At 73.5% G+C, this 22,235-nt stretch carries 15 protein-coding genes; 7 read left to right on the forward strand and 8 right to left on the reverse strand.

Features of this window, described 5'->3' with window-relative positions; translation table 11 throughout:
* Positions 1–31 precede the first annotated feature (31 nt).
* Positions 32–1,063 carry a substrate-binding domain-containing protein gene (locus AB0M95_RS08940; protein WP_363761360.1) on the reverse strand — a complete coding sequence of 344 codons (1,032 nt, stop codon included), beginning with the start codon at positions 1,061–1,063 and terminating at the stop codon, positions 32–34.
* Between the two features lie 239 nt (positions 1,064–1,302).
* Between AB0M95_RS08940 and AB0M95_RS08945 the strand changes: the two genes are divergently transcribed.
* Positions 1,303–2,868, forward strand: coding sequence for an MFS transporter (locus tag AB0M95_RS08945; RefSeq protein WP_363761362.1), 1,566 nt, complete (start codon positions 1,303–1,305; stop codon positions 2,866–2,868).
* A gap of 36 nt (positions 2,869–2,904) precedes the next feature.
* Here AB0M95_RS08945 and mmuM read toward each other — a convergent pair whose 3' ends face one another.
* Positions 2,905–3,789 (reverse strand): homocysteine S-methyltransferase, encoded by an 885-nt coding sequence (gene mmuM, locus AB0M95_RS08950; protein WP_363761364.1) that lies wholly within the window; start codon positions 3,787–3,789, stop codon positions 2,905–2,907.
* Between the two features lie 307 nt (positions 3,790–4,096).
* On the opposite strand from mmuM, the gene AB0M95_RS08955 reads away from it, so the two are divergent.
* Complete coding sequence (locus AB0M95_RS08955; RefSeq protein WP_363761366.1) at positions 4,097–7,180, forward strand: DEAD/DEAH box helicase; 3,084 nt, start codon at positions 4,097–4,099, stop codon at positions 7,178–7,180.
* 32 nt (positions 7,181–7,212) lie between these two features.
* Entirely contained in the window at positions 7,213–8,049 is an 837-nt protein-coding gene (locus AB0M95_RS08960) for an SWIM zinc finger family protein (RefSeq protein ID WP_363761368.1), read from the forward strand.
* A 29-nt stretch (positions 8,050–8,078) separates the two neighbouring features.
* Here the strand turns inward: AB0M95_RS08960 and AB0M95_RS08965 are convergent, their stop codons facing one another.
* Both AB0M95_RS08965 and AB0M95_RS08970 read right to left on the reverse strand, forming a co-directional pair.
* A complete protein-coding gene (locus AB0M95_RS08965; protein WP_363761370.1) occupies positions 8,079–10,526 on the reverse strand; it encodes a VIT domain-containing protein in 2,448 nt (815 codons plus the stop codon).
* Positions 10,523–11,317, reverse strand: a complete 795-nt coding sequence (locus AB0M95_RS08970; protein ID WP_363761372.1) for a helix-turn-helix domain-containing protein — start codon at positions 11,315–11,317, stop codon at positions 10,523–10,525. Before AB0M95_RS08970 ends, AB0M95_RS08965 begins: the two co-directional genes overlap by 4 nt.
* A gap of 117 nt (positions 11,318–11,434) precedes the next feature.
* On the opposite strand from AB0M95_RS08970, the gene AB0M95_RS08975 reads away from it, so the two are divergent.
* On the forward strand, positions 11,435–11,902 hold the full coding sequence (locus AB0M95_RS08975; RefSeq protein WP_358513442.1) for a DNA starvation/stationary phase protection protein: 468 nt from the start codon (positions 11,435–11,437) through the stop codon (positions 11,900–11,902).
* 15 nt (positions 11,903–11,917) lie between these two features.
* On the opposite strand, the gene AB0M95_RS08980 is transcribed toward AB0M95_RS08975, so the two are convergent.
* Both AB0M95_RS08980 and AB0M95_RS08985 read right to left on the reverse strand, forming a co-directional pair.
* Positions 11,918–15,067, reverse strand: coding sequence for a P-loop NTPase fold protein (locus AB0M95_RS08980; protein ID WP_363761374.1), 3,150 nt, complete (start codon positions 15,065–15,067; stop codon positions 11,918–11,920).
* Between the two features lie 234 nt (positions 15,068–15,301).
* Positions 15,302–16,243: a helix-turn-helix domain-containing GNAT family N-acetyltransferase gene (locus AB0M95_RS08985; RefSeq protein WP_363761376.1), complete on the reverse strand. Its 942-nt coding sequence runs from the start codon at positions 16,241–16,243 to the stop codon at positions 15,302–15,304.
* A gap of 192 nt (positions 16,244–16,435) precedes the next feature.
* Between AB0M95_RS08985 and AB0M95_RS08990 the strand changes: the two genes are divergently transcribed.
* From AB0M95_RS08990 to thiI, 3 genes are all read left to right on the forward strand, one after another.
* Positions 16,436–17,485, forward strand: coding sequence for a lactonase family protein (locus AB0M95_RS08990; RefSeq protein WP_363761378.1), 1,050 nt, complete (start codon positions 16,436–16,438; stop codon positions 17,483–17,485).
* A 205-nt stretch (positions 17,486–17,690) separates the two neighbouring features.
* On the forward strand, positions 17,691–18,716 hold the full coding sequence (locus AB0M95_RS08995; RefSeq protein ID WP_363761380.1) for a 6-phosphofructokinase: 1,026 nt from the start codon (positions 17,691–17,693) through the stop codon (positions 18,714–18,716).
* Between the two features lie 245 nt (positions 18,717–18,961).
* Entirely contained in the window at positions 18,962–20,215 is a 1,254-nt protein-coding gene (gene thiI / locus AB0M95_RS09000) for a tRNA uracil 4-sulfurtransferase ThiI (protein ID WP_363761382.1), read from the forward strand.
* Between the two features lie 213 nt (positions 20,216–20,428).
* On the opposite strand, the gene AB0M95_RS09005 is transcribed toward thiI, so the two are convergent.
* Together AB0M95_RS09005 and AB0M95_RS09010 are read right to left on the reverse strand one after the other, a co-directional pair.
* A complete protein-coding gene (locus AB0M95_RS09005; RefSeq protein WP_363761384.1) occupies positions 20,429–21,166 on the reverse strand; it encodes an N-acetyltransferase in 738 nt (245 codons plus the stop codon).
* A 33-nt stretch (positions 21,167–21,199) separates the two neighbouring features.
* Entirely contained in the window at positions 21,200–22,234 is a 1,035-nt protein-coding gene (locus AB0M95_RS09010) for a zinc-dependent alcohol dehydrogenase family protein (RefSeq protein ID WP_363761386.1), read from the reverse strand.
* Position 22,235 lies beyond the last annotated feature (1 nt).

Here is a 22,235-nt window from a genome sequence, read left to right on the forward strand (position 1 = left end):
AACAACGACTCTCGAGGCGTGTCCCTGTGGGTTACGGGGTTCGGGTGGATTCGCGGGTGATTAGTTCTGGTTGGACGAGGATTTGGCGGTGGGTGTGGGTTTGGGGGTTTTCGCATTCGTCGATCAGCAGTTCGGTGGCGAGGCGTCCGAGTTTGTGGGTGGGCTGGCGGATCGAGCTGAGGGAGACGGCGGAGGCCGCGGAGAAGTCGATGTCGTCGTAGCCGATGAGCGCGACGTCGCCCGGGACCCGGACGCCCGACTGGAGCAGGCCGCGCAGCAGGCCGAGGGCGAGCAGGTCGTTGGCGCAGAAGATCGCGTCGGGCAGGCGGCGTCCGGAGACGAGCCTCTCGGCCGCCTGCTGGCCCGCCCGGGCGTTCATCGCGGGCACCTCGACGACCTCGATGGCCGATCCCGGGTCCAGCCCCGCCTCGCTCGCCGCGTGCGCGGCGCCGCTGCCCCGGTCGCGGCACTGCCGGACGGTGAACGGCCCGGTGACGTACGCCACGCGGGTGGCCCCGGTGGCGAGGAGGTGCTCGGCGGCCATGTGCCCGCCGGCGAAGTCGTTGACGGCGACCGAGCACTGGTCGGGACGGTGGGCCCGGTGGTCGACCAGCACCACCCGGATGCCGCGCTCGCGCACGACGTCCAGCCGCCGGGGGTCGTCGCCGGAGGGGGTGATGAGCAGGCCGCGCACGCGCTGCTCGGCGAAGACGCGCAGGTTGCGGTCCTCCTTGGCGTGGTCTCCCGCGGAGTTTCCGAGGAGCACGGCGTACCCCAGTTCGCCGGCCATGTCCTCGACGCCGGCGGCGACGTCGGTGAAGAACGGGTTGGCGATGTCGATCAGCGACAACCCGATCGTGCGGCTGTGGCCCGCGCGGAGCGTGGAGGCCGAGCCGTGCCGGACGAAGCCGAGCTCTCTGATCACCTGCTCGACGCGGGAGCGGGTCTCGTCCGCGACCTTGTGCGGACGGTTGAGCACGTTCGACACCGTGCCGGGGGAGACTCCGGCCCGCGCGGCGACCTCCTTGATGCTCACCGGCCCGGCGGTACTCCCCGTGGTCATCCGGACTCCTTCCGTGGCGGGCGTTCATTAAAACGTCTCAGCGCGGGCCCGCGCCAGACCTCCCGGGAAAATGCCCACCCGCCGCCCGGCGCCGCCCCCGCGCCCGCCCTCGGACGGAACGAAGCTCTGGAAAAGACCCTTCCGATCGCCCGCGTCCACTTCGGCGGCGACCGCCCCATCGTCCGCCGATTCGTTAAAACGTTCGTGAACCGACCTGTCCTGAATCGGCCAGGTACGCGGTGTCCGTCCATAGGACCCGGGCTTCTTGGGTTATGAATGCGTCTGTATCGTCATGCGAGTCCGTGATCGTGATTCGGAGGGCCTACGTGAGCGCATCACCCACGGCCGCGGGGCCCGCCGCGCCCGCCGGGAAATCCGGCCCGGTGGTGGCCGTGCTGGCGCTGTGCGGCATCGTCGTCTCGCTGATGCAGACGCTCGTGGTGCCGCTCATCCCGGACCTGCCGCGCCTGCTCCACACCTCGGCCGCGGACGCCTCCTGGGTGATCACCTCCACGCTGCTGGCCGCCGCCGTCTGCAACCCGGTCAGCGGCCGGCTCGGCGACCTGTACGGCAAGCGGCGCGTGATGCTCGCCAGCCTGGGTCTGATGGCGCTCGGGTCGGTCATCTGCGCCCTGTCGGACGGCCTCGTCCCGGTCGTCGCCGGACGCGTGCTGCAGGGGTGCGCGATCGGCGTGATCCCCCTCGGCATCAGCATCATGCGCGACGAGCTGCCGCCCGAGCGGCTGGGTTCGGCGATGGCGCTGATGAGCGCGACGCTCGGCGTCGGCGGCGCGATCGGCCTGCCGCTGGCCGCGGTCGTCGCCGAGCGCGCGAGCTGGCACGCCCTGTTCTGGATGTCGGCCGTGATCAGTGTGCTGGACCTGCTGCTGGTGGCGTTCGTGGTCCCCGAGTCGCCGCTGCGCGCCCGCGGCCGCTTCGACGTGCCCGGCGCGATCGGGCTCACCGCGGGCCTGCTGTGCCTGCTGCTGGCGATCAGCAAGGGCGGCGACTGGGGCTGGGGCAGCGGCCTGACGTTGGGACTGTTCGCCGCCGCCGTGGTGATCCTGCTCGGCTGGGGCTTCATGGAGCTGCGTGTCCGCGACCCGCTGGTGGACCTGCGGACGACCGCCCGCCGCCAGGTGCTGCTGACCAACCTCGCCTCGATCGTCGTCGGCTTCGCGATGTTCGGCATGCCGCTGGTGCTGCCGACGCTGCTGCAGAGCCCCCGCGCGTCCGGCTACGGGCTCGAACTGTCGCTGTTCCAGGCGGGACTGTGCCTGGCGCCGGGCGGGCTGGTCATGATGCTGCTGTCCCCGCTGTCGGCGCGCGTGTCGCGCCTGTGGGGCCCGAAGATCGCGCTGATGCTCGGCGCCATGGTCATCGCCGCCGGGTACGCCGCCATGCTCGGCCTGATGAGCTCGGCCTGGGAGGTCGTGCTGGCCTCCTCGATCATCTCGGCCGGGGTCGGCCTGGCGTACTCGGCCATGCCCGCCCTGATCATGACGGCCGTCCCGCCGTCGGAGACCGCCGCCGCCAACGGGCTCAACGCGCTGATGCGGTCCATCGGCACCTCGACCGCCAGCGCGGTGACCAGCATGGTGCTGGCCCACATGACCGTCTCGCTGGGCGCATTCACGCTGCCGTCGCTGCGCGGCCTGCAGGTCGCCGTCATCATCGCCGCGTGCGTGGCCGCGCTCGGCGTGCTGATCGTGAACTTCATCCCCGGGCGGGAACGGACGGCGGGTACGGCGGGCGGCACGCTCGCGGGCGACCTCGCCGCGCCGACCGGCACGCGCGGCGCGTAACACCCCCGTCCGGGTGTCCGGGTCCGATCAGCGCCGTCAGCCCAGTTGGGCGCGGATCTGACGGATGTGCTCGGGGGTCGTGCGGCAGCAGCCGCCGATGTACACCGCTCCCGCGTCCCGCCACTCCCGGGCTGCGGCACCGAACTCCACCGGGTCGGCCAGCCCCTCCCAGCGGTGCCGCGCGGCGTTCCAGGTCTCGCCGGAGTTGGGGTAGACGATGATCGGCGAGTCGCTGAGGCAGCCGATGAGGCTCTTGACGTGGCTCGGCGCCGTGCAGTTGACGCCGACCGCGACGACCCGCGGGTTGCCCGCGAACAGGGCGGCGCACCGTTCCAGGGGCGTGCCGTCGCTGATGTGCTCGCCGTCACGGCAGGAGAAGCTCACCCACGCGTTGACGTTGGGCGTCTCCTCCAGGAGCCGGGCGATGGCCCGCGCCTCGGCGTAGGACGGGATCGTCTCGCAGGCGAGCAGGTCCGCGTGGGTGCCGGCCAGCACCTCCCAGCGGGGCCGGTGCCAGGCGACCAGGCCGTCCTCGTCGAGGTCGTAGTCCCCGGTGTACTCCGCGCCGTTGGCCAGGTACGCGCCGTACGGCCCCACGCTGGCCGCCACCATGCCGCCGCCCGACTCGTCCCTGGCCTGCGCCGCCAGCTCCACCGAGAGCTGGATCAGCGCCTCGGCCTCGTACCGGACGTGCCCGCGCCGCATCAGCCCTTGGATGCCGGCCTGGTAGCTCGCCGTGATCGCCACGTCGGCGCCCGCGGCGAAGTAGTCGCGGTGGGCGCGCAGGATCATCTCCGGGTTCTCCAGGAGGAGCCTCGCCGACCACAGATCGTCCCGGAGGTCGCACCCCAGCGCCTCCAGATGTGTGGCGAGGCCACCGTCAAGGATCAGGACGCCGGTCTCATCGGGCTCGGAACTCACGCATATACCCTATTTGGGTGACAAGTCGGGGTTAGCCGGAGGGCACCCCTGTGACGCCCGCACCGCCCGGACGGACGGACCGATGTTCGCCTCTACCAGGGCAAACGTCCTTTACCTTCCTAATCCCGGTCCGGCGGGAATACCGGCGGGGCGCGCGGGTGCTGGTCAAGTGCGCCGCTCCGGCGGCCGTCCCCGGCGGGGCCCGGACGGCGGTACGGTGCGGTGGCCGGAATGGACGCGTAACGCGGGGGCGCCGGCGGCCGATCCCGGAACTGCCGGGGCGGACCCGGCGGGTGGGGGTGGTCGAGTGCTGGTCGTCCACGGGGCGTGGATCGGCGGCGTGCCCGCGCTGTGGGCCGAGGACACCTCCGCGCACGCGGCCACGACGGGCCGATCCCGCGCCCGGCCCCACCCGCACCCCTTCGCCGCGCCCGCCGAAGTCCTCGCCGCCGCGCTCGGCGAGCTCGCCGCCCGCGCCACGCCCCTCCAGGCCACGCTCCTGCTGCCCGGCTCGGCCAGGGCCCCGCTGCCCTCGCCGGAATCCGGGCTGGACGGCGCCGCCCGAGCGCCCCGCATCGCCCCGTGGCGCGTCCCGGCCCTGGCCCTGCCCCCCGGCGACGCGCTCGTCCTGCTCGAGAACCTCTCGTCACCGGCACCCGGCGAACCGGGCGCGCCCGAATGGGGGCCGGGCGCCTCACTGCGCTACCTCGCCGTCGTCGCCGAGCACGCGACCGCGCTCGTCCGGCGCGGACGCGTGCTGCCCCAGCTCGCCGCCGAGGACGGCGTCCACGCCGCCCGCTGGGTCCCGGTCATCACCGGCGCCGACGCCACCGCCTTCCGCGAACTGGCCGCCGCCATGCCCCCGGTCTGCCGCTCCGCCGCCGAGCCTCCCCCGGCCGACGAGAAGCGCTCCGCCGCCGAGGAACGTCCCACGGCCGCCGGCGGCGCCGTCCAGGAGCGCCCCGCCTCGCACGTGCTCCGTGAGGCGCTGACCGCCCTGGCCGACGCCGCCACCCGCCGTTCGCTGCCCGACCGCCTGCTGCGCGGAAACCGTCCCGGCCCGAGAAGCCCCCTCGCCGAACGGTGGCTGTTCGCCCTCACCGGCGAGGACACCGCGCTGCCCGGCGCCCCCGCGGACGAGGCCGACACGCTCGGCGGGGCGCTGCGCGACTGGCTGCACGCCGCCCACCAGCTCGAAGGCCCCATCCGCGTCTGCTTCCGCCTCGGCGAGCCCGAGGGCGACGCCGACACCTGGGAGCTGGAGTTCGCCCTCCAGTCGGTGGACGACCCGAGCCTGTACGTCCCCGCGTCGCTGCTGTGGGACAGCGAGCGCGTCCCCGGCCTGCCCCGCCGCCCCGACGAGACGCTGCTGGCCGGGCTCGGCCGCGCCGTGCGGCTCTGCCCCGAACTGCACACGGCCCTGCGCTCCCCGCGCCCGTCCGGCATGGTGGTGGACACCGCCTGGGCGTTCGGCTTCCTGCGCCGCTCCGCGCCCCTGCTCCAGGCCGCCGGGTACGGCGTGCGCCTGCCCGCCTGGGCCGGGCGCAAGGCCCTCGGCCTCAAGCTCACCACCCGCTCCCGCACGTCCACGCGGACGCGCGCGGTGGCCGGCCAGGGGTTCGGCCTGGACGAGCTGGTGGACTTCCGGGTCGACCTTGCCGTCGGCGACCACACGATCGGCGAGGAGGAGCTGGAAGAGCTCGCCCGGCTGAAGGTGCCCCTCGTGCGCGTGCGCGGCCAGTGGGTCGAGCTGGACGACCGCCAGCTCAAGGCCGCGCTGTCGGTGATGGAGCGGCGCCGCGCGGGCGAGATGACCGTCGCCGAGGTGATCCAGGAGGTCGTCACCGGTGGCGACGAGGAACTGCCGCTGGTCGGCGTGGACGCGGACGGCCCCCTGGGCGACCTGCTCAGCGGCGAGGCCGACCGCCGCCTCACCACGGTCGAGACCCCCGCGACGTTCAACGGAGCCCTGCGCCCGTACCAGCAACGCGGCCTGTCCTGGCTGAGCTTCCTCTCCCGAATAGGCCTCGGCGGCATCCTCGCCGACGACATGGGATTGGGCAAAACCATCCAAATCCTGTCACTTCTGCTGGACGAGAGTGGCGGGGGGGCGGTGGCGCCCACGTTGTTGGTCTGCCCGATGTCGTTGCTGGGCAACTGGCAGAAGGAGGCGGCGCGGTTCGCGCCCTCGCTGCGGGTGTACGTGCACCACGGCGGGACGCGCAAGCGGGAGGACGAGCTGGAGGCGGCCGTGCGGGAGGCCGACCTGGTGGTCACGACGTACGGGACCGCCCTGCGGGACGCCGAGGTGCTCAGGGGGTTCGCGTGGGGACGGGTCGTGTGCGACGAGGCGCAGGCGATCAAGAACAGCGGGGCGCGGCAGGCGCAGGCCGTCCGGTCGATTCCGGCACGCACGCGGCTGGCGCTGACCGGCACCCCGGTCGAGAACCACCTCGCCGAGCTGTGGTCGATCATGGAGTTCTGCAACCCCGGGCTGCTCGGGCCGGCCAAGCGCTTCCGCGACCGCTACCAGGAGCCGATCGAGGCGCGCGGCGACGAGCAGGCCGCGCGGGCGCTGAAGCGGGCCACGCAGCCGTTCGTCCTGCGCCGCCTGAAGACGGACAAAACGATCATCTCCGATCTTCCCGACAAGCTTGAGATGAAGGTGTGGTGCACGCTCACACCGGAGCAGGCCAGCCTCTACCAGGCCGTCGTGAACGACATGATGACCAAGATCGACCAGAGCGATGGCATCGAGCGGCGCGGCAACGTCCTCGCGACCATGACCAGACTGAAGCAGGTCTGCAACCACCCCGTCCACCTGCTCAAGGACGGCTCGCGGCTGGCCGGCCGCTCGGGGAAGCTCGCCCGGCTGGAGGAACTGGCCGAGGAGATCGTCGAGGAGGGGGACAAGGCGCTGGTCTTCACCCAGTACGCCGAGTTCGGCTCCCTGCTCCAGCCCTACCTCGCCGCGCACCTCGACCGTCCCGTGCTGTGGCTGCACGGCGGGCTGCCCAAGAAGAAGCGGGACGAGCTCGTCGAGCGCTTCCAGGACGACGACGAGCCGATGATCTTCCTGCTGTCGCTCAAGGCGGCGGGCACCGGCCTCAACCTCACCGCCGCCAACCATGTCGTCCACGTGGACCGCTGGTGGAACCCGGCCGTGGAGGACCAGGCCACCGACCGGGCGTTCCGCATCGGCCAGACCAGGAACGTCCAGGTCAGGAAGTTCATCTGCGCCGGGACGCTGGAGGAGCGCATCGACGAGATGATCGAGCGCAAGAAGGCGCTGGCCGAGAGCGTCGTCGGGGCCGGTGAGGACTGGATCGCCGACCTGACGACCGAGCAGTTGCGCGAGCTGTTCCGCCTCGGCCCCGAGGCGGTGAGCTGACATGCGCTCCCGATGTGAGGAGGTGGGCTGAGATGCCGGTCGGCAAGGGTGGATGGTTCGAGGCGTCGGCGCCGATCCGCGTCGAGGGCGGCATCCAGGCGCGGGCCAAGCGGGGGTCCATCGGCGAGCAGTGGTGGTCGCGCAGGTTCGTGGACATCCTGGAGCGCGTCTGCGACTCCGGCCGTCTCGCCCGGGGACGCTCGTACGCCAGGAAGGGGCAGGTCCTGGAGATCGGCCTCGCGCCGGGTGTGGTGACGGCCACCGTGCAGGGGTCGCGGGCCGCCCCATACCACCTGTCCGTCAGGATCGCCGCGTACGGCGAGGGGGACTGGGCGGGAATCCAGGACGCGCTCGCCGGGGAGGCGATCTACCGCGCCAAGCTGCTCGCCGGGGAGATGCCGCTCGAGATCGTCGAGGTGTTCGACGGCCTCGGCCTGCCGCTGTTCCCGTCCGAGCTGGACATGGAGTGCTCCTGCCCCGACTGGGGCCTGCCGTGCAAGCACATCTCGGCCGTGCTGTACCTGCTGGCCGAGTCCTTCGACCAGGACCCGTTCCTGGTGCTGGCCTGGCGCGGGCGTGCCAAGGAGGACCTGCTGGACGCCCTGCGCGGCACCGCCGCCGCCGACGACGAGCCCGCCGACCCGCTGCACGTGGACGACGTGCCCTTCGCCGACCGGCTGGCCGACTTCTACGAGCCCTCCGCCCCGCCCGCCCGTCTGCGTCCCCGGCCCGCGCCGTCGTCCGCGCCCCCGGAGCTGCTGCTGCGTGCGCTGGAGCCGCCGCCGATCAAAGTGCGCCACATCCCCTTGGCGGACATCCTGCGCCCCGCCTACCGCGAACTCGGCGCCTCCTCCGAGGACCGCCCGTAGAAGGGCCGCTCCTCAGGGGAGGCGGTAGCCTACGAGCGCTTCCAGAAGGAGGGGCGTGAGGCGCGTCCGTGTCCGCCCGGCTCACCAGGTGCGGCGTCGCCGCCGGTCAGTTCGGTGAGGACGGTGATGGCGCGCCGCCACAGCTCGTCCACGTCCGCGCCGGGCGTCGTCTCGGCGGCCGTGAGGTCGGCGGCCAGGGACGCGAGGCGCTCCTCTCCGCCCAGGTAGGTCACCAGCGCCGACAGGCGGCTGCCGAGGTCGGCCAGGTAGCGCAGGCGCTCGGGCGCGGGCAGCGGCGACGCCGCGCGCAGCCGGGCGAGCTCCTCGGCGAGCTGCGGCCGCACGGTGTCCGGCGAGAGCCGGATCGGCGGGGGCGGGGCCATCTTGGGGCTCGGCGCCCGGAAGAACGAGCGCCCGCGCCCGGCGGCCGGCCGCGGGGCCGCCTTCGGCGCCGGGGGAGCTCCGGCGACCACGTCCGGCGCCGCGCCGCCGAATGCCGGGGCGGCGCCCGGCGGCGTCAGGGTCTCGGACTCGGCGTTGAAGATCGCCGGGGCAGCGGCGGTGAACGCCACCGGCATCGACGCCGACATCGGCATGGCCGGGGCCGGCATGTCCCAGCCGCTCGGCATCTCCACCGGCTGGACGACGCGGTGCCGCGGCCCGCCGTCCGCGACCACCCGCGTGTCGACGGCGACGAACGCCGTGAACCTGCACAGAACGCCGTGCCGTAGCGAGGTGGCGACGATCTCGCGCTCCAGTTCGTGCTCGCCGGTCGCGTACCGGTCCTCCAGGCGGCGCAGGTGCGCGCGGGCCCAGATCGCCCGCGGGGCCTCGCCCTCGGCGGGCGTCCCGGTCAGGCGCCGCTCCCAGGGGCCGCCGTCGACGGCCGTCCCGTGGACGGTGATCGCGCCGCTGGCGGGGCCGCGGAAACGCCCGGAGACGGTGAGCGGCACCCCGGAGTAGAGCGAACCGAGGTGGGTCACCGTGCCGGGGAGCACGTCGAGGCCGTCCGGCTTGAGCGAAAGGCCGGTGACCAGCGGGGAGCCGATCCTGCGGTGGATGTGCTCCATCGCCTCGTCCAGCCGGTCCTCCGACTCCACGAGCTCGCAGCGGCCCGCGCCGAGTCCGGCCAGCCTGCCGAGGAACCCGGCGTTGACGGCCCGGTCGACGCCGACGGTGTGGACCCGCACGGCCGAGAGCCGCGCGCCGAGGCGTTCGAGGATCTGGTCCTCGTTGCCGACCTGCCCGTCGGTGACCAGCACGAGGACGCGCTCGCGCGAGGAGTCCCCCAGCAGGCCGAGCCCCTGCTCCAGCGGCTCCAGGATCTCGGTGCCGCCGCGGGCCTCCAGCCGCGCGAGGTGCTCGACGGCGCGGTAGCGGTTGCGGTCGGACGCCGGGACGAGCCCCGCGTCCAGCCGGTCGGGGTGCTCCACCACCGAGTCGAACGACAGGACGGCGAACCGGTCGGCGGAGGTCAGCGTGTCGACGATGCGCGCGGCCGCACGCCGGGCGGCGACCATCTTCCACCCGGCCATGCTGCCCGAGCGGTCCAGCAGCAACACCACGTCCCTCGGCCGGCGCGCGTCCCGGCCGTCGTCGTCCGGGGGCAGGACGGTGAGGGTGAAGGTGCCGTCGCCGTCGGTCGTGTCCCGCTCGCCGTCGCCGGTGGCCCGGTCGGGGACGAGGGCCAGCGCGCCGGAGGCGTCGAACTCCAGTCGCAGCACGAAGTCCCGGTCCAGGCGCTCTCCAGGCCGGAGGCTCACGGTGTCGTCGTCGCGGGTCACCACATGCAGGCTGGAACGCATCTCGCGCAGGTCCAGCCCGGCGGGGTCCACGCGGGCCGTCAGCGACAGGCGCACGGGGTTCGGGAAGCCGGGCAGCAGCACCGGCGGGCTGATCCGCGAGGCGTCCGGGACGGCGTCGGTGTCGGGCGCCACGCCGTCGCCCGCCGCGCGCTCGTCCAGCGGCGTGCCCGGGATGTACCGGGGGGCGACCACGAGGGGGAAGCGGAACGTCGCGGCGCCGTCCTCGTACGGCAGCGGCTGGCTGAGCGCCAGGCGCACGGTCACGTGCTCGCCCGGCAGGATGTTGCCGACCCGGATGGTGAAGACGTCGGGACGGTCCTCCTCGGCGATGGCGGCCCTGCGGCCCTCGGCCAGGGCGCGGTCGTAGTCCTGACGGGCCTCGCCGCGCTCCTTGAGCACGCCCTCGACCACGCGGCCGTCGGCCTCCATGCGGAAGGACGTCACCGCGGCGCGGTCGGGCAGCGGGAAGACGTACGTCGCCTCCAGCGGCACGTCGAAGGGGTTGCGGAACACCTGGGCCACGCGGACGCCGGAGGTCAGGCCGGTGATCAGCGCCTCCACCTCGACGCTCTCCAGCGGCAGGTTGCCCCGTTCGGTGCGCAGCGCGCCCAGCCCCGCGTCGGGCGTCGGCGCGTACTCACCGGGCTTCAACGAGGTGATCTGAACAGTCATGGGTGCATCCCTTCGGACGGGCCGGACAGGTGGCGCTCATTGAGGACGGACAGCAGGGGGGCGGCGGCCTCGCGCAGCGCGGCGATGTCGCCGGGGGAGGGCGCGCGGCCGTCGAGCAGCAGCGTGATCCCGGGGGCCAGCCGCACGCCGTGCACGAGCCCGTCGGCGTGCGGGAGGACCCCGTCTGCGGGGGCCGCGGCGGCGGACGGGACCGGGAACGGCGGCGCGGACGGCGTGGAGGTGGCCGTGAACGGGTCGGCCTCGGACGGTGTGACGGCGGACGGTGTGACGACGGGCCGGGCCGTGACGGGTGGGGCGGTGACGGGGGCGGGGGAGGGTGCGGCGGGCGGGGCCGGGTGCTGGGCCCAGAAGCGCGGCCGGGGCGGTGCGGGTGGCGGTGCGGGTGGCGGTGCGGGTGGCGCTGTGGGATCGGTCACAGCGGCGCCGTCCGTGTGATCGGGGTGGTCAGGCGCATCGGGGACGGGGAGCCGGGCGATCGCCTCCAGGGCGCCGTCGGTCGCGCCGGTCAGCTCGGCCTGGATGTCGGCGATGGACAGCCCATCGGCCTGGCGGCGCTTGACGGCGACGAGCTGGAGCAGGTGACGCCTGCCGTACAGGGCGACCCTGCCCCGGCGGGTCAGCGGCGGGTCGAGCAGGCCGATGGTCGTGTACCAGCGGATGAGCCGTTCGTTGGGCACGTCGCGGACCCGGCCGTTGGGGCGCGGCGCGGCGGGGCCCAGCGTGTCCGCCGCCCGCTCCGCCAGCTCTCCGATGGTCCAGGTGTCACTCATACCTTCATAGTGACACTGCAATCATTACAGTGTCAACGTTTAGCCCGGGCCGGACCGGTTATGGCGGAAAGAGACACGAGGCCCCGAAACCGGTTATCTCTGAGGAGGAGAACCTCCATGGCCCACATCACCAGCCCACTTCCCGCCGACAAGCAGAAGATCGTGGGTGAGGCCCTCCACGGCGCGCTCATCGATCTCCTCGACCTCTCGCTCGTGGGCAAGCAGGCCCACTGGAACCTGATAGGCCGCAACTTCCGGTCGCTGCACCTCCAGCTCGACGAGATCGTCGCCCTGGCCCGCAAGGGCGCCGACGACGCGGCGGAGCGCGCGGTGGCCGTCGGCGTGAACCCGGACGGGCGCGCTACGACGATCGCCCGCGACACGCACGTCCAGCAGCTCGACTTCGGCTACATAGAGGACGCCAAGGTCGTCACGGTCTTCACCGAGATACTCGCGGGGATCATCGCCCGCATGCGCGAGCGCATCGAGGTGACCGGGGACGCCGACCTCGTCACCCAGGACCTGCTCATCGAGGTCACCGAGGACCTGGAGAAGCAGCACTGGATGATCCAGGCGCAGCGCTGACCCCGCGGGCGGTACTCACAGCAGGTCGCGTGCGAGGCCGGCGACCGAGGGCGGGGCGGACAGCAGGACGCGCAGCGCGTCCCAGCGGGCCGCCCCGCCCTTGCCGTTCCTGAGCAGCCCCGCCTCGGCCAGCGCGCGGGCCCATTCACGCCGCCCGGGGACGGCCGCGGCCCGTTCGAGCCGTTCCAGGACGGTACGCCCCTCGCCGGGGGGCTCGGAGTCCTCGCGTTCGTTCGGCTCCCCGTCCGGGGCCTCCGCGTCGCGGGCGAACAGCGACAGCAGGTGCGGCCACCGCACCGTGAGCACCGCCAGCTTGGCCACCTCGTCGTCGCTCGCGCGCGGCGCCCCGGCCAGCGCCCGCCGGTAGGTGACGAACGAGTAGAACCGGAACACGTTCACGTACCGCTTCAGCTCGCGCGGATTGCTCAGCGTCAGCGCCGGGAGCACCCGCTCGATCGCCGCGTACGCGTTCTCGTCGCTGTAGATGTCGTCGTAGACGCGGTCGGCCGCCAGCCGCGCCGCCGCGCCGAGCCCGCCGATCGCGTCGTACGGCGCTCGCGGGGACGTGCGGGCCGCCCGGCCGCGCGGTGCCCCCATGCCCACGGCTCCCGTCCTGGTCGGGCCCGTCCTGGTCAGGAAGGTGATCGACGTCCGCCGCGAGAACAGGCCGGGCCCGGGCGTCCCCGGGACGGTGGTGGCCCCGACGGCGTCCTGGACGCGGCGGGCGACCGCGTCGAGGTCCTCGGCCGTCGGGCGCAGGGCCCTGATCGCGGACTCCATGCGGTCGACCAGTTCCGGATCCGGCTGCGCGGCCCGCCCGCCCGCGCCGGCCGTGTCCCGTGCCTCCGCGACGGGTCCTTCGCGCGCGGGCGGCACGTCCAGCAGGGTGCGCAGGTACGCGGGGATCCGCTCGCCGTCGTCCAGCAGCGGCACGCTCAGCGGAAGCTGGATGATCTTCTCCAGGAACCGCCACCCCAGCCCCGAACGCTCCTCGGCGCTCGACGGCAGCGTGCGCGCGAGGTCCTGGTAGGCGACCTCGACGTGCGCCGCCACGACCTCCGGCTCCATCGCCAGCACGAACACGCAGTTGGGGAAATCCCCGGCCAGGAACAGGTTCACGGCCTCGATGACCTGCGCGACCGTGCCCGGTGAGCACCGGTCGAGGTCGTCCACGAACACCACCAGCGGCCGCTCCTCGGTCGCCACCATGCCGAGCACGCGCCGCATGTCCGTCTGCACCAGGTGCAGGAACCCCGTCCGGGACCGGTATCCGGGATCGGGCGCCAGCTCCTGGGCCTGCGCCGGCGACCCGAGCAGGTCAGGCTGGCGCACCAGCTTGCGGAAGGCCGTGTCCGCCGACTCGCCGAGGAAGCGCGTCAGCCGCACGGCCGCGGCGGCCATGAGCAGCAGAGACCCGCCGGACCCGACGGCGGCGGCCGTGCCGCGCAGCAGCGACCCCACCGCGGGGAACAACGCGCCCGCGGCGAGCGACGCGCCCGTGAACAGCAGCGTCCCGCACAGCGCCAGGGCGACCGGCAGCAGGCGCGTGGCCGCCAGCCCGTAGCCGCGCCGGCGCACGGCCTCCCGGTCGACCCGGGACAGGTTCAGCGTCAGCCAGAAGCGCTCACGCTCGCCGCGCGGCAGGCGGCCGGTGACCTGGCTGATGATCTCGTGGGCCAGGCCCGCCCACACCTGCTCGCCGTTCTGGTACATCCACGGGTTGAACCAGACGGTCGGCCGCCAGTGGCCGGGCCGCAGGGGCAGCTCGCCGGGCGTCGCCCGGTCGGTGTCCTCCTCCTCGGGCCGTTTGGCGCGGGCCAGCACCTCGGCGTTGGTCACCCGGCCCCGCCGCCTCCGGGCGCGGCGCGCGGCGTCGGGCCCGCCGAGGTGGATCTCGGCGGCGCGATCCTCGGCCGCGCCGGGGTCGAGCAGGTCCTGGATCATCCGCATCAGCGAGGTCTTCCCCGCCCCCCACGGGCCCTTGACGCCGATCGTGAGCGGCGGGCGGGTGTCGGGGTGGCGGATGAACGCGGCGACGGCCTCGGCGTGGACGCGGTGGCCGAGCCGGTCCTGGAGCGTCCACCGGTCGCCGGTGAGCCGCGCGCGGGGCCGTACGGGACGGGCGGCGGCGCGGCGGCGGCGCAGCAGGGCCGACACGTGCGCCGGCTCTCCCGCCTCCAGCCTGCCCGCGACGCCGTGCCGGATCGCCGGGGCGGCAAGCGGGGCGTCGCGCCCGAGCAGCCCCCAGGCGCGCAGCTCGCGCAGGGCCTCCTCCGGTGGCCCGCCCTCGGCGAGCAGCCGGGCCACCTCCGGGGTGAGCGGCTCGTCCTCCTCCAGCAGCGCGGCCCGGCGCAGCAACTGCCGGGCGTCCGGGCCGAGGTGCACCTCGTAGATCCGGTTCACCAGCTCGGCGGCCGACATCGGCGGCACGGCGTCGCCGAGGACGGCCAGGCGGGCGAGCGCGGGCCCGAACTCCTCGCCGAGATCGTGGACGGCGCGGCGCGGCGACGCGACGCCGATCAGCTCGCCCTCGCCGTAGGTCAGCAGGAACGGCGCGCGGTCCGCGCCGAGGCCGGCGCAGCGCTCCTGCGCGTAGCGGAACAGGTCGCCGACGGAGACGGTACCGTCGCGGTCGAGGTCGGCCTCACCCGACAGGATGCCGTCGGCGAGGATCCCGGTGAGCGACACCGGGCGGCCGTGCCGCGCGGGCACGAGCGCGCTGGTGGTGAGGGCGGCGGCCGCCACCACGGGCTCGCCGCGGACCGGCAGGCGGCCGGTGGCCTCGTGCGGCGGTCCCGGGCTCGCGCTCACCAGCCAGCCGAAGTCCACGATCAGCAGCAGCGCCGCTCCGTCGGAGCGCTCGACGCGGCCGGCGAACTCGTCCATCAGCGCGCCGAACTCCCGCCGCCCCCATCCCGACTCGGTGGACCAGCGCACGAGCAGCAGGTCGCCGGGCTCGACCGTGTCCAGGAAGGCGCCGACCCGCCCGTGGTCGGCCGCGTCGCCCTCGGCCGTCTCGACGGCGTACCCCTCGGCGGTGAGCGCGTGCACCAGCCTGCGGTCGGCCCCGGCGGCCCTCGGAACGCCCTCGCGGTCGAGGAAGACCAGCGCCTTGCGCGTCCTGATCGCCGGAGCGGGCGGGGCTGAGATGATCAACGAGGTCAACGGCGGCTCCCCTGGCCGGGCGGCGGGCTCGGACGTCCCCGGATCCGGCGACGCGGCGCCCGCACGATGATCGCAGCCCGCCGGCCCCGGCCCGGGCGCGGCGCGGGAGGCGAGACCGAGGCCTTGCCCGGCGTTTGCCGAGGCTTGCCGATCTTCACCGAGCCCTTTCCCGAGTCCCTTCCCGAGCCTTTCCTTTCGAGCCGCGGAGAGCCGCTGAGAGCCGCCGAGGGCCGTTCAGAGCCGCTGCGCGCGGGGCTCCGGATCAGAGAGGTCCCGCGACCAGCTCTGGACGGTGACGTCCGCGCCGTAGGAGCGCTCGTCGTGCTGCTCGTCGAGCGTGAAGCCCGCCCGCTGGTAGATGCGCCGCGCGGCGGCCAGCGCGTCGACGGTCATCAGGACGATGCGCGCGTACCCGGCGCGACGGGCGAAGGCCAGGCACTCCTCGACCAGGCGCCCGCCGAGGCCCATGCCCCGGGCGGACGGCTCGACCAGCAGGACCCGCAGCCGCGCCGTCCGGTCGTCCTCCCTGACGCACATGATCGAGCCCGCGGGCTCGCCGTCCACCTCGGCGATCCAGCACGCCTCCCGCTTGGGGTCGTGGTGCTGGACGTAGTCGGCGACGATGCGCGCGGTCATCGCCTCGAACGTCTCGTCCCAGCCGTACTCCTCGGCGTACACCACGCCGTGCCGGTGGACGATCCAGCCGAGGTCGCCGGGGCGGGGCGGGCGGATGACGCACGGCCCGCCGCCGTCGCCGTCGCCGAGGACGCGCCGGATGGCGGCCATGCTGGAGGTCAGCCGCCGCCGGTCCTCCCCGGCGAGGGACGTCAGCAGGTTCCGCACGTCCGACGCCGACGCCGCGTCCAGCGTCCGCCACACCTCGTGGCCGCAGGGGCTGAGCCGCAGGACCTGCCGCCGGGCGTCGGCGGCCGAGCGCGCCCGCGTGACCAGCCCGCCGGACTCGAACCGCGCCAGCATGCGGCTGAGGTAGCCGGCGTCCAGGCCGAGCAGCCGCCGCAGCTCGCCGGTCTCCATCTCCTCGTGCGCGCGCAGCTCGAACAGGACCCTCGCCTCGGTCAGGGAGTACGGCGTGTCGTGCATTCTGGCGCCGAGGACGCCGATCACGCGCGTGTAGAAGCGGTTGAAGGCGCGGACTTCGGTGACGAGCTCATCCATCGCTTGCTCCAATCAGCGGATTCGTTGACCGAGTCAAACATATTGAGGTGCCGAAGATCCAGACCCCGGCGCCGTGGAAACGCCGGGCTCCGTGCGGGAAAAGCGAAATCCGATGCGGGACGGGGACGCACCGGACGATCCATGTGGCGACAACGAGGATCAAGGAGAGGGCGGGGCGCTATCGTCGGTGCCATGACTTCGGGGACTTCGGAGACTTCAGGCAACGGCACGCGCGCCGCGGGCCACGAGGTGGTCTACATCGGCGGATACACCCCGGAGACCGGCGGCACCGGCCTCGGGCTCACGGTCGCCCGGCGGGAGGGCGGCGCGCTCACCGCGATCGCCGAGACCTCCGCGCCCGGCCCGTCCTTCCTGGCCATGCACCCGCGCCTGCCCGTCCTGTACGCCGTCCTGGAGCGCGAGGAGGGCGGCGTCGCCGCCTACTCGGCCGACCCCGAGGGCCCCAAGCTGCTCGCCGACGGCAACAGCGGCGGGTCCTACCCCTGCCACCTGGCCGTCGACCCGACCGGCACGTGGCTCGCCGTCGCCAACTACGGCGACGGCACCGTCGCGATGTACCGGCTCGGCAGCTCCGGCCTGTTCGACGGCCGCCCGAGGCTCTTCCCCAACGAGGGCCACGGCCCCGACCCCGTGCGCCAGGCCGAGCCGCACGCCCACCAGGCCGTGTTCGGCCCGGGCCGCACGCTGCACGTCACCGACCTCGGCACCGACGAGGTCCGCCGCTGGCTGATCGGCGCCGGGCCCGAGCCCCACCCGGAGGGGCCCGTGCGCCTGCCGTCCGGCTCCGGCCCGCGGCACATGGCGCGCCACGACGACCGCTGGTACGTCGCGGGCGAGCTGGACGGCATGATCACCGTCCTGGACTCCGCGTGGCGCGAGATCGGGCGCACGCCCGCCAGCCGGTCCTCCGTCCGCAACCACGTCTCGCACATCGAGATCGCCCCCGGCGGCCGCCACCTCTACGTCGCCAACCGCGGACCCGACACCATCTCGGTCTTCGCCCTCGCCGGCGGGGACGGTCCGGGGCTCACGCCGGTCGCCGAGGTCGGGTCCGGCGGGCTGTGGCCCCGCCACTTCGCCCTGGACGGCGACCGCATGTACGTCGCCAACCAGCGTTCCGACGAGGTCGCCACGCTCGCGCTGAGGGACGGCGTCCCCCAGGTCACGGGCGAGGGGTTCAAGGTCGGCAGCCCGTCGTGCGTCCTCGTGGTGCCCGCCTGAGCGGCCCGTTTCACGCCGCCGCGCCGCGTACGGTACGGTCTAACCGCTTGGTCTAGACCAATGTTGGCGCCTGCGGCACAATGCCATGCGGCGGCGGCCACATCGGCGACCTCGACGACATCGGGCGCTCCGGCGGCGGAAGGCGAGTCGATGGCCGCGGAGCTCAACATAGTCTGACTGTGAACCCCATCGGGAGGAACCAGCCATGCGCATCGGAGTACTGACCGGGGGCGGCGACTGCCCCGGGCTCAACGCGGTCATCCGCGCCGTCGTCCGCAAGGGCATCGGCGTCTACGGCCACGAGTTCGTCGGCTTCCGCGACGGCTGGCGCGGCCCGCTCGAAGGCGACACCATGCCGCTGGAGATCCAGTCCGTCCGCGGCATCCTCCCGCGCGGCGGCACCATCCTCGGCTCCTCGCGCACCAACCCCATCAAGATCGAGGGTGGCGTCGACCGCATCAAGGCCAACCTGGCCGAGGGCGGCATCGACGCGCTCATCGCGATCGGCGGCGAGGACACGCTGGGCGTCGCCAAGCAGCTCTACGACCGCGGCGTCAACGTCATCGGCGTGCCGAAGACGATCGACAACGACCTCAACGCCACCGACTACACCTTCGGCTTCGACACGGCCGTCAACATCGCCACCGAGGCGATCGACCGCCTGCACACCACGGCCGAGTCCCACCACCGCGCGCTGATCTGCGAGGTCATGGGCCGCCACGCGGGCTGGATCGCCCTGCACGCGGGCATGGCGGCCGGCGCCAACGTCATCCTCATCCCCGAGAAGCCGTTCGACATCGACAAGGTCTGCGCCTACGTCGAGAGCCGCTTCAAGATCCGCTACTCGCCCATCATCGTCGTCGCCGAGGGCGCCCACCCGATCGAGGGCCAGATGACCCTGCAGGACGGCGAGCTCGACTCGTTCGGCCACGTCCGCCTCGGTGGCATCGGCGAGATGCTCGCCCGCGAGATCGAGAAGCGCACCGGCAAGGAGGCCCGCACCACCGTGCTCGGCCACGTCCAGCGCGGCGGCACCCCGAGCGCCTACGACCGCGTGCTGGCCACCCGCTTCGGCCTGCAGGCGATCGACGCCGCCCACGAGGGCGACTTCGGCAAGATGGTCGCGCTGCGCGGCACCGACATCGTCCGCGTCGGCCTGGACGCGGCGACCTCCGAGCTGAAGACCGTCCCGGTGTCCCGGTACGAGGAGGCCGAGGTCTTCTTCGGCTGATCGCCGGCGCCCGCCCCGGCGGGCGCGCCGCGACCGTACGCCTCCGGCCGCCCGTCAGGGGCCGGAGGCGTTCTCGTTCCCGGGTGTGGCCGAGGCCGGGTCTGTCACCTCCAGGTGAGGGGGCCGGCGGGAGGTCCGGGGGACCGGCAGGTCGTCATCCGGGATAAATTGAGTGGTGCCGCACGCCGGAACGGTCGTCACCCGGCGCGCGCCCGATCCCGACCCTCATGCCCGGAGGCCTCCGTATGTCCGTCGTGCCCCCCTCAGCTCTGGGCGAGCCCTGCGTCCTGCTGAAGCTGGGCGAGGTCGTCCTGAAGGGCAAGAACCGCGAGCTGTTCGAGCGGCGGCTTCAGGCGAACATCAAGTCGGCGCTGAAGAGCTCCGGCGTGCGCGCCGACGTCCGCCAGCGGCACGGCGTCATCGCGATCCTGCTGCCCGAGGGCACGAGCGTGGACGTCGCCGACACCGTCGCCGAGCGCCTCGCCGACGTCATGGGCCTGGTGTGGATCCACCGCGCCTGGCGCGTCGCCAAGGACCCCGACGCCGTCACGGCCGCGGCCCTGGAGCTGGTCGCCGGGCGCACCGAGCTGATCGAGCGGCGGGCGACGTTCGCGGTCCGCTCGCGCCGCCGCGACAAGCGGTTCCCGCTGCGCTCCAACGAGCTCGACCGCGTGGTCGGCGGCGAGATCAACGACAAGTACGGCCTGCCGGTGCGGCTGAAGAACCCCGAGCTCACCGTCCACATCGAGGTCGACAGGGACGAGGTGTTCGTCTTCACCGACGGCCTGCCGGGCCAGGGCGGCCTGCCCGTCGGCATCAGCGGGCGCGGCCTGGTGCTCATGTCCGGCGGCATCGACTCGCCGGTGGCCGCCTACCGCATGCTCCGCCGCGGTCTCAGCGTCGACTTCCTGCACTTCTCCGGCATCCCGTTCACCACATCGGAGTCGATCTACAAGGCGTACGCGCTGGTGCGCGCCCTGGCCAAGTTCCAGGACCGCGCGCGGCTGTTCGTGGTGCCGTTCGGCAAGGCACAGCAGTCCCTGCGCTCCTCCGGCGCCGACCGGCTGCAGGTCGTCGCCCAGCGCCGCCTGATGCTCAAGACCGCCGAAGAGGTCGCCCACCGCCTGCGGCGCGACGTGCTGATCACCGGCGACTCCCTCGGCCAGGTCTCCTCCCAGACCCTGCAGAACCTCACCGCGCTGGACGACGCGGTCGCGATGCCGATCCTGCGCCCGCTCATCGGCATGGACAAGACCGAGATCATGGCCGAGGCCCGCCGCATCGGCACCCTGGCGATCAGCGAACTCCCCGACGAGGACTGCTGCACGCTGCTGGCCCCCCGCCGCGCCGAGACCCGCGCCAAGATCGCCGACCTCCGCCAGATAGAGAAGCGCCTGGACGCCGAAGAACTCGCCGTCCAGCTCGCCGCCTCGATCCAGGAGTACAAACTCGACACCCCGCCTGACCCCGGCGTCCCGCGCGAGCGCTCATCGATCTGACGCACCCTCTTCCAGCCAGGTCGCGAACGCCCAGGCGTCGACCCGCGAACGCACCGGGACCTCTGGCCACAGCCACAACACGAAAATCCCCCGAAAACGGAATCAGACCGGTGAACAGCCCGATACCCAGCACCGCGCGGGCTTCTCCGGTACGGCCCTCCTGGATCGCGAGCCTGTGGCGACGTCCGGGGTCACCCGGATGTCCGGCCCTTCTCATCGGAGGGCGTGGGTGACCCAGACATTCGGCTCGACGTACACCGCGTGGTCGTGGGCGGTGTCGCAGTGGACGGGGACGAGGGCCCCGGGCACCTCGACGTCGCCGGTCGCGTCGAACGGGAGCCCGGTCCAGGCGCGCCACTCCCGCAGCGTGCCCGCGATGGTCATCGACCGGGACGCGACCTCCCCGACGACCCCACCGGCCCGTGCGTGGACGCGCAGCCACGGATCGGCGGGCAGGCCGTCCTGCCGGCGCTCGGCCGCGTACTCGACCATGGGTGTGCGCGGGCGCAGGTGCTTGCCGCTGGGCCGCACCGGCGCGACGAGACGGGCGAACCCGAGGCGGGCGGCCTGGTCGCGCAGGGCCGCCAGCATCACCGCCGACAGCCCCTTGCCCTGCACGTCCGGTCGGACCGTGATCTCCAGCGCCGAGACGGTGTCCGGGACGTCGCCCCGCCGCCGCGTCCTGGCGGCCCGCCACAACACGCCGTCCCACCCGTTCCCGGGCAGCTCGTCTCCACCGAGCAGGAACGGCACCGACAGCGCCCGCGCCACCAACCGGCCGTCGCCGTCCACCGCGGCCAGCGTGAACTCGGCCCACTCGGTGGCCGCGACCGGGTAGACCAGGTCGGCCGCCGGGTCCTCCTTCATGAAGGCGGGCCAGGTCTCGGCCATCTCCCACAGTAGGGATGCCAACTCAGGCCGCTCGGCCAGCGTGACGACGCACAGATCCATGCCCCCGAGGGTCGCCATCGGCCACCGGCACGGTCAACTCGATTTCGGACCGCCCTGCGCCAGGGGAGGGTCGTACCCATCCGCTGGCCGCGGCGTGGTCCGGCTCCCCGAGGGCGCGAGGACGATCCTGCCGAACACGTCGCCGGCTTCCATCTTCCGGTGAGCCAGCACGGCCTGCTCCAGGGACAGCCGCTCGCACACCACCGAGTGCAGCTCGCCGCGACCCGCGGCGGCGAACAGCTCGGCGGTCACGGCGCGCCGGTCGGGCTCGGCCACGGTGGCCGCGCTGAAGGTCGCGAACGACATCGATTTCTGGAACGCCGCGAACATCTCCATGCCGAAGTCCGCCGGCGGGTGGCCCGCGACCGCGCCGACGGCCACCATTCGGCCGTTCGGGTTGAGCCTGGCGAAGAACGAGGGCATGCGCGCGCCGGCGACGATGTCGATGATGACGTCGTAGCCCGCCGGAGCGTCCTCGCCTCCCCCGCCGGAGCGGTCCAGCACGTGGGTCGCGCCGAGCTTGCGCAGCCGATCGCCGCGCTCGGCCGACGACGTCGTGACCGCCACCGTGCCGGCACCACCGCGAGCCGCGAGCTGGACCGTCATGATCCCGATCCCACCGGCCGCGCCACGCACCAGCACCGACTCGCCGGAAGCGAAGCGGGCATGGCGAAGGCCGAAGTGGGCCACCACTCCGGAGCTCCCGAGCGTCACCGCGTCGGCGGCCGAAATGCCCGCCGGGAGGGGGAGGAGTCTCTCGGCCGGGACGATCGCCAGCTCGGCGTAGCCGCCCATGCCGGTAAACGCCCAGACGCGCCGGCCGGCCCATAACGTGTCGACGCCATCGCCGACCGCGGTCACGGTGCCCGCTATCTCGCTGCCGAGGACGTGACCTTCCCTGAAGCCGTAGGCGGCGAGCGCACCGCTTCGGATCATGGTGTCGACGCCGCCGACGCCGATCGCCTCGGTGGCGATCAGTACCTGCCCGGCAGCGGGACTCGGGTCAGGGAGGTCGACGACCGCGAGGCCCTCGGGACTTCCGAACGCCTGGATCGCAACTGCCTTCAAT

The sequence above is a fragment of the Sphaerisporangium sp. NPDC051017 genome (assembly GCF_040683095.1).
GTDB lineage: Bacteria > Actinomycetota > Actinomycetes > Streptosporangiales > Streptosporangiaceae > Sphaerisporangium.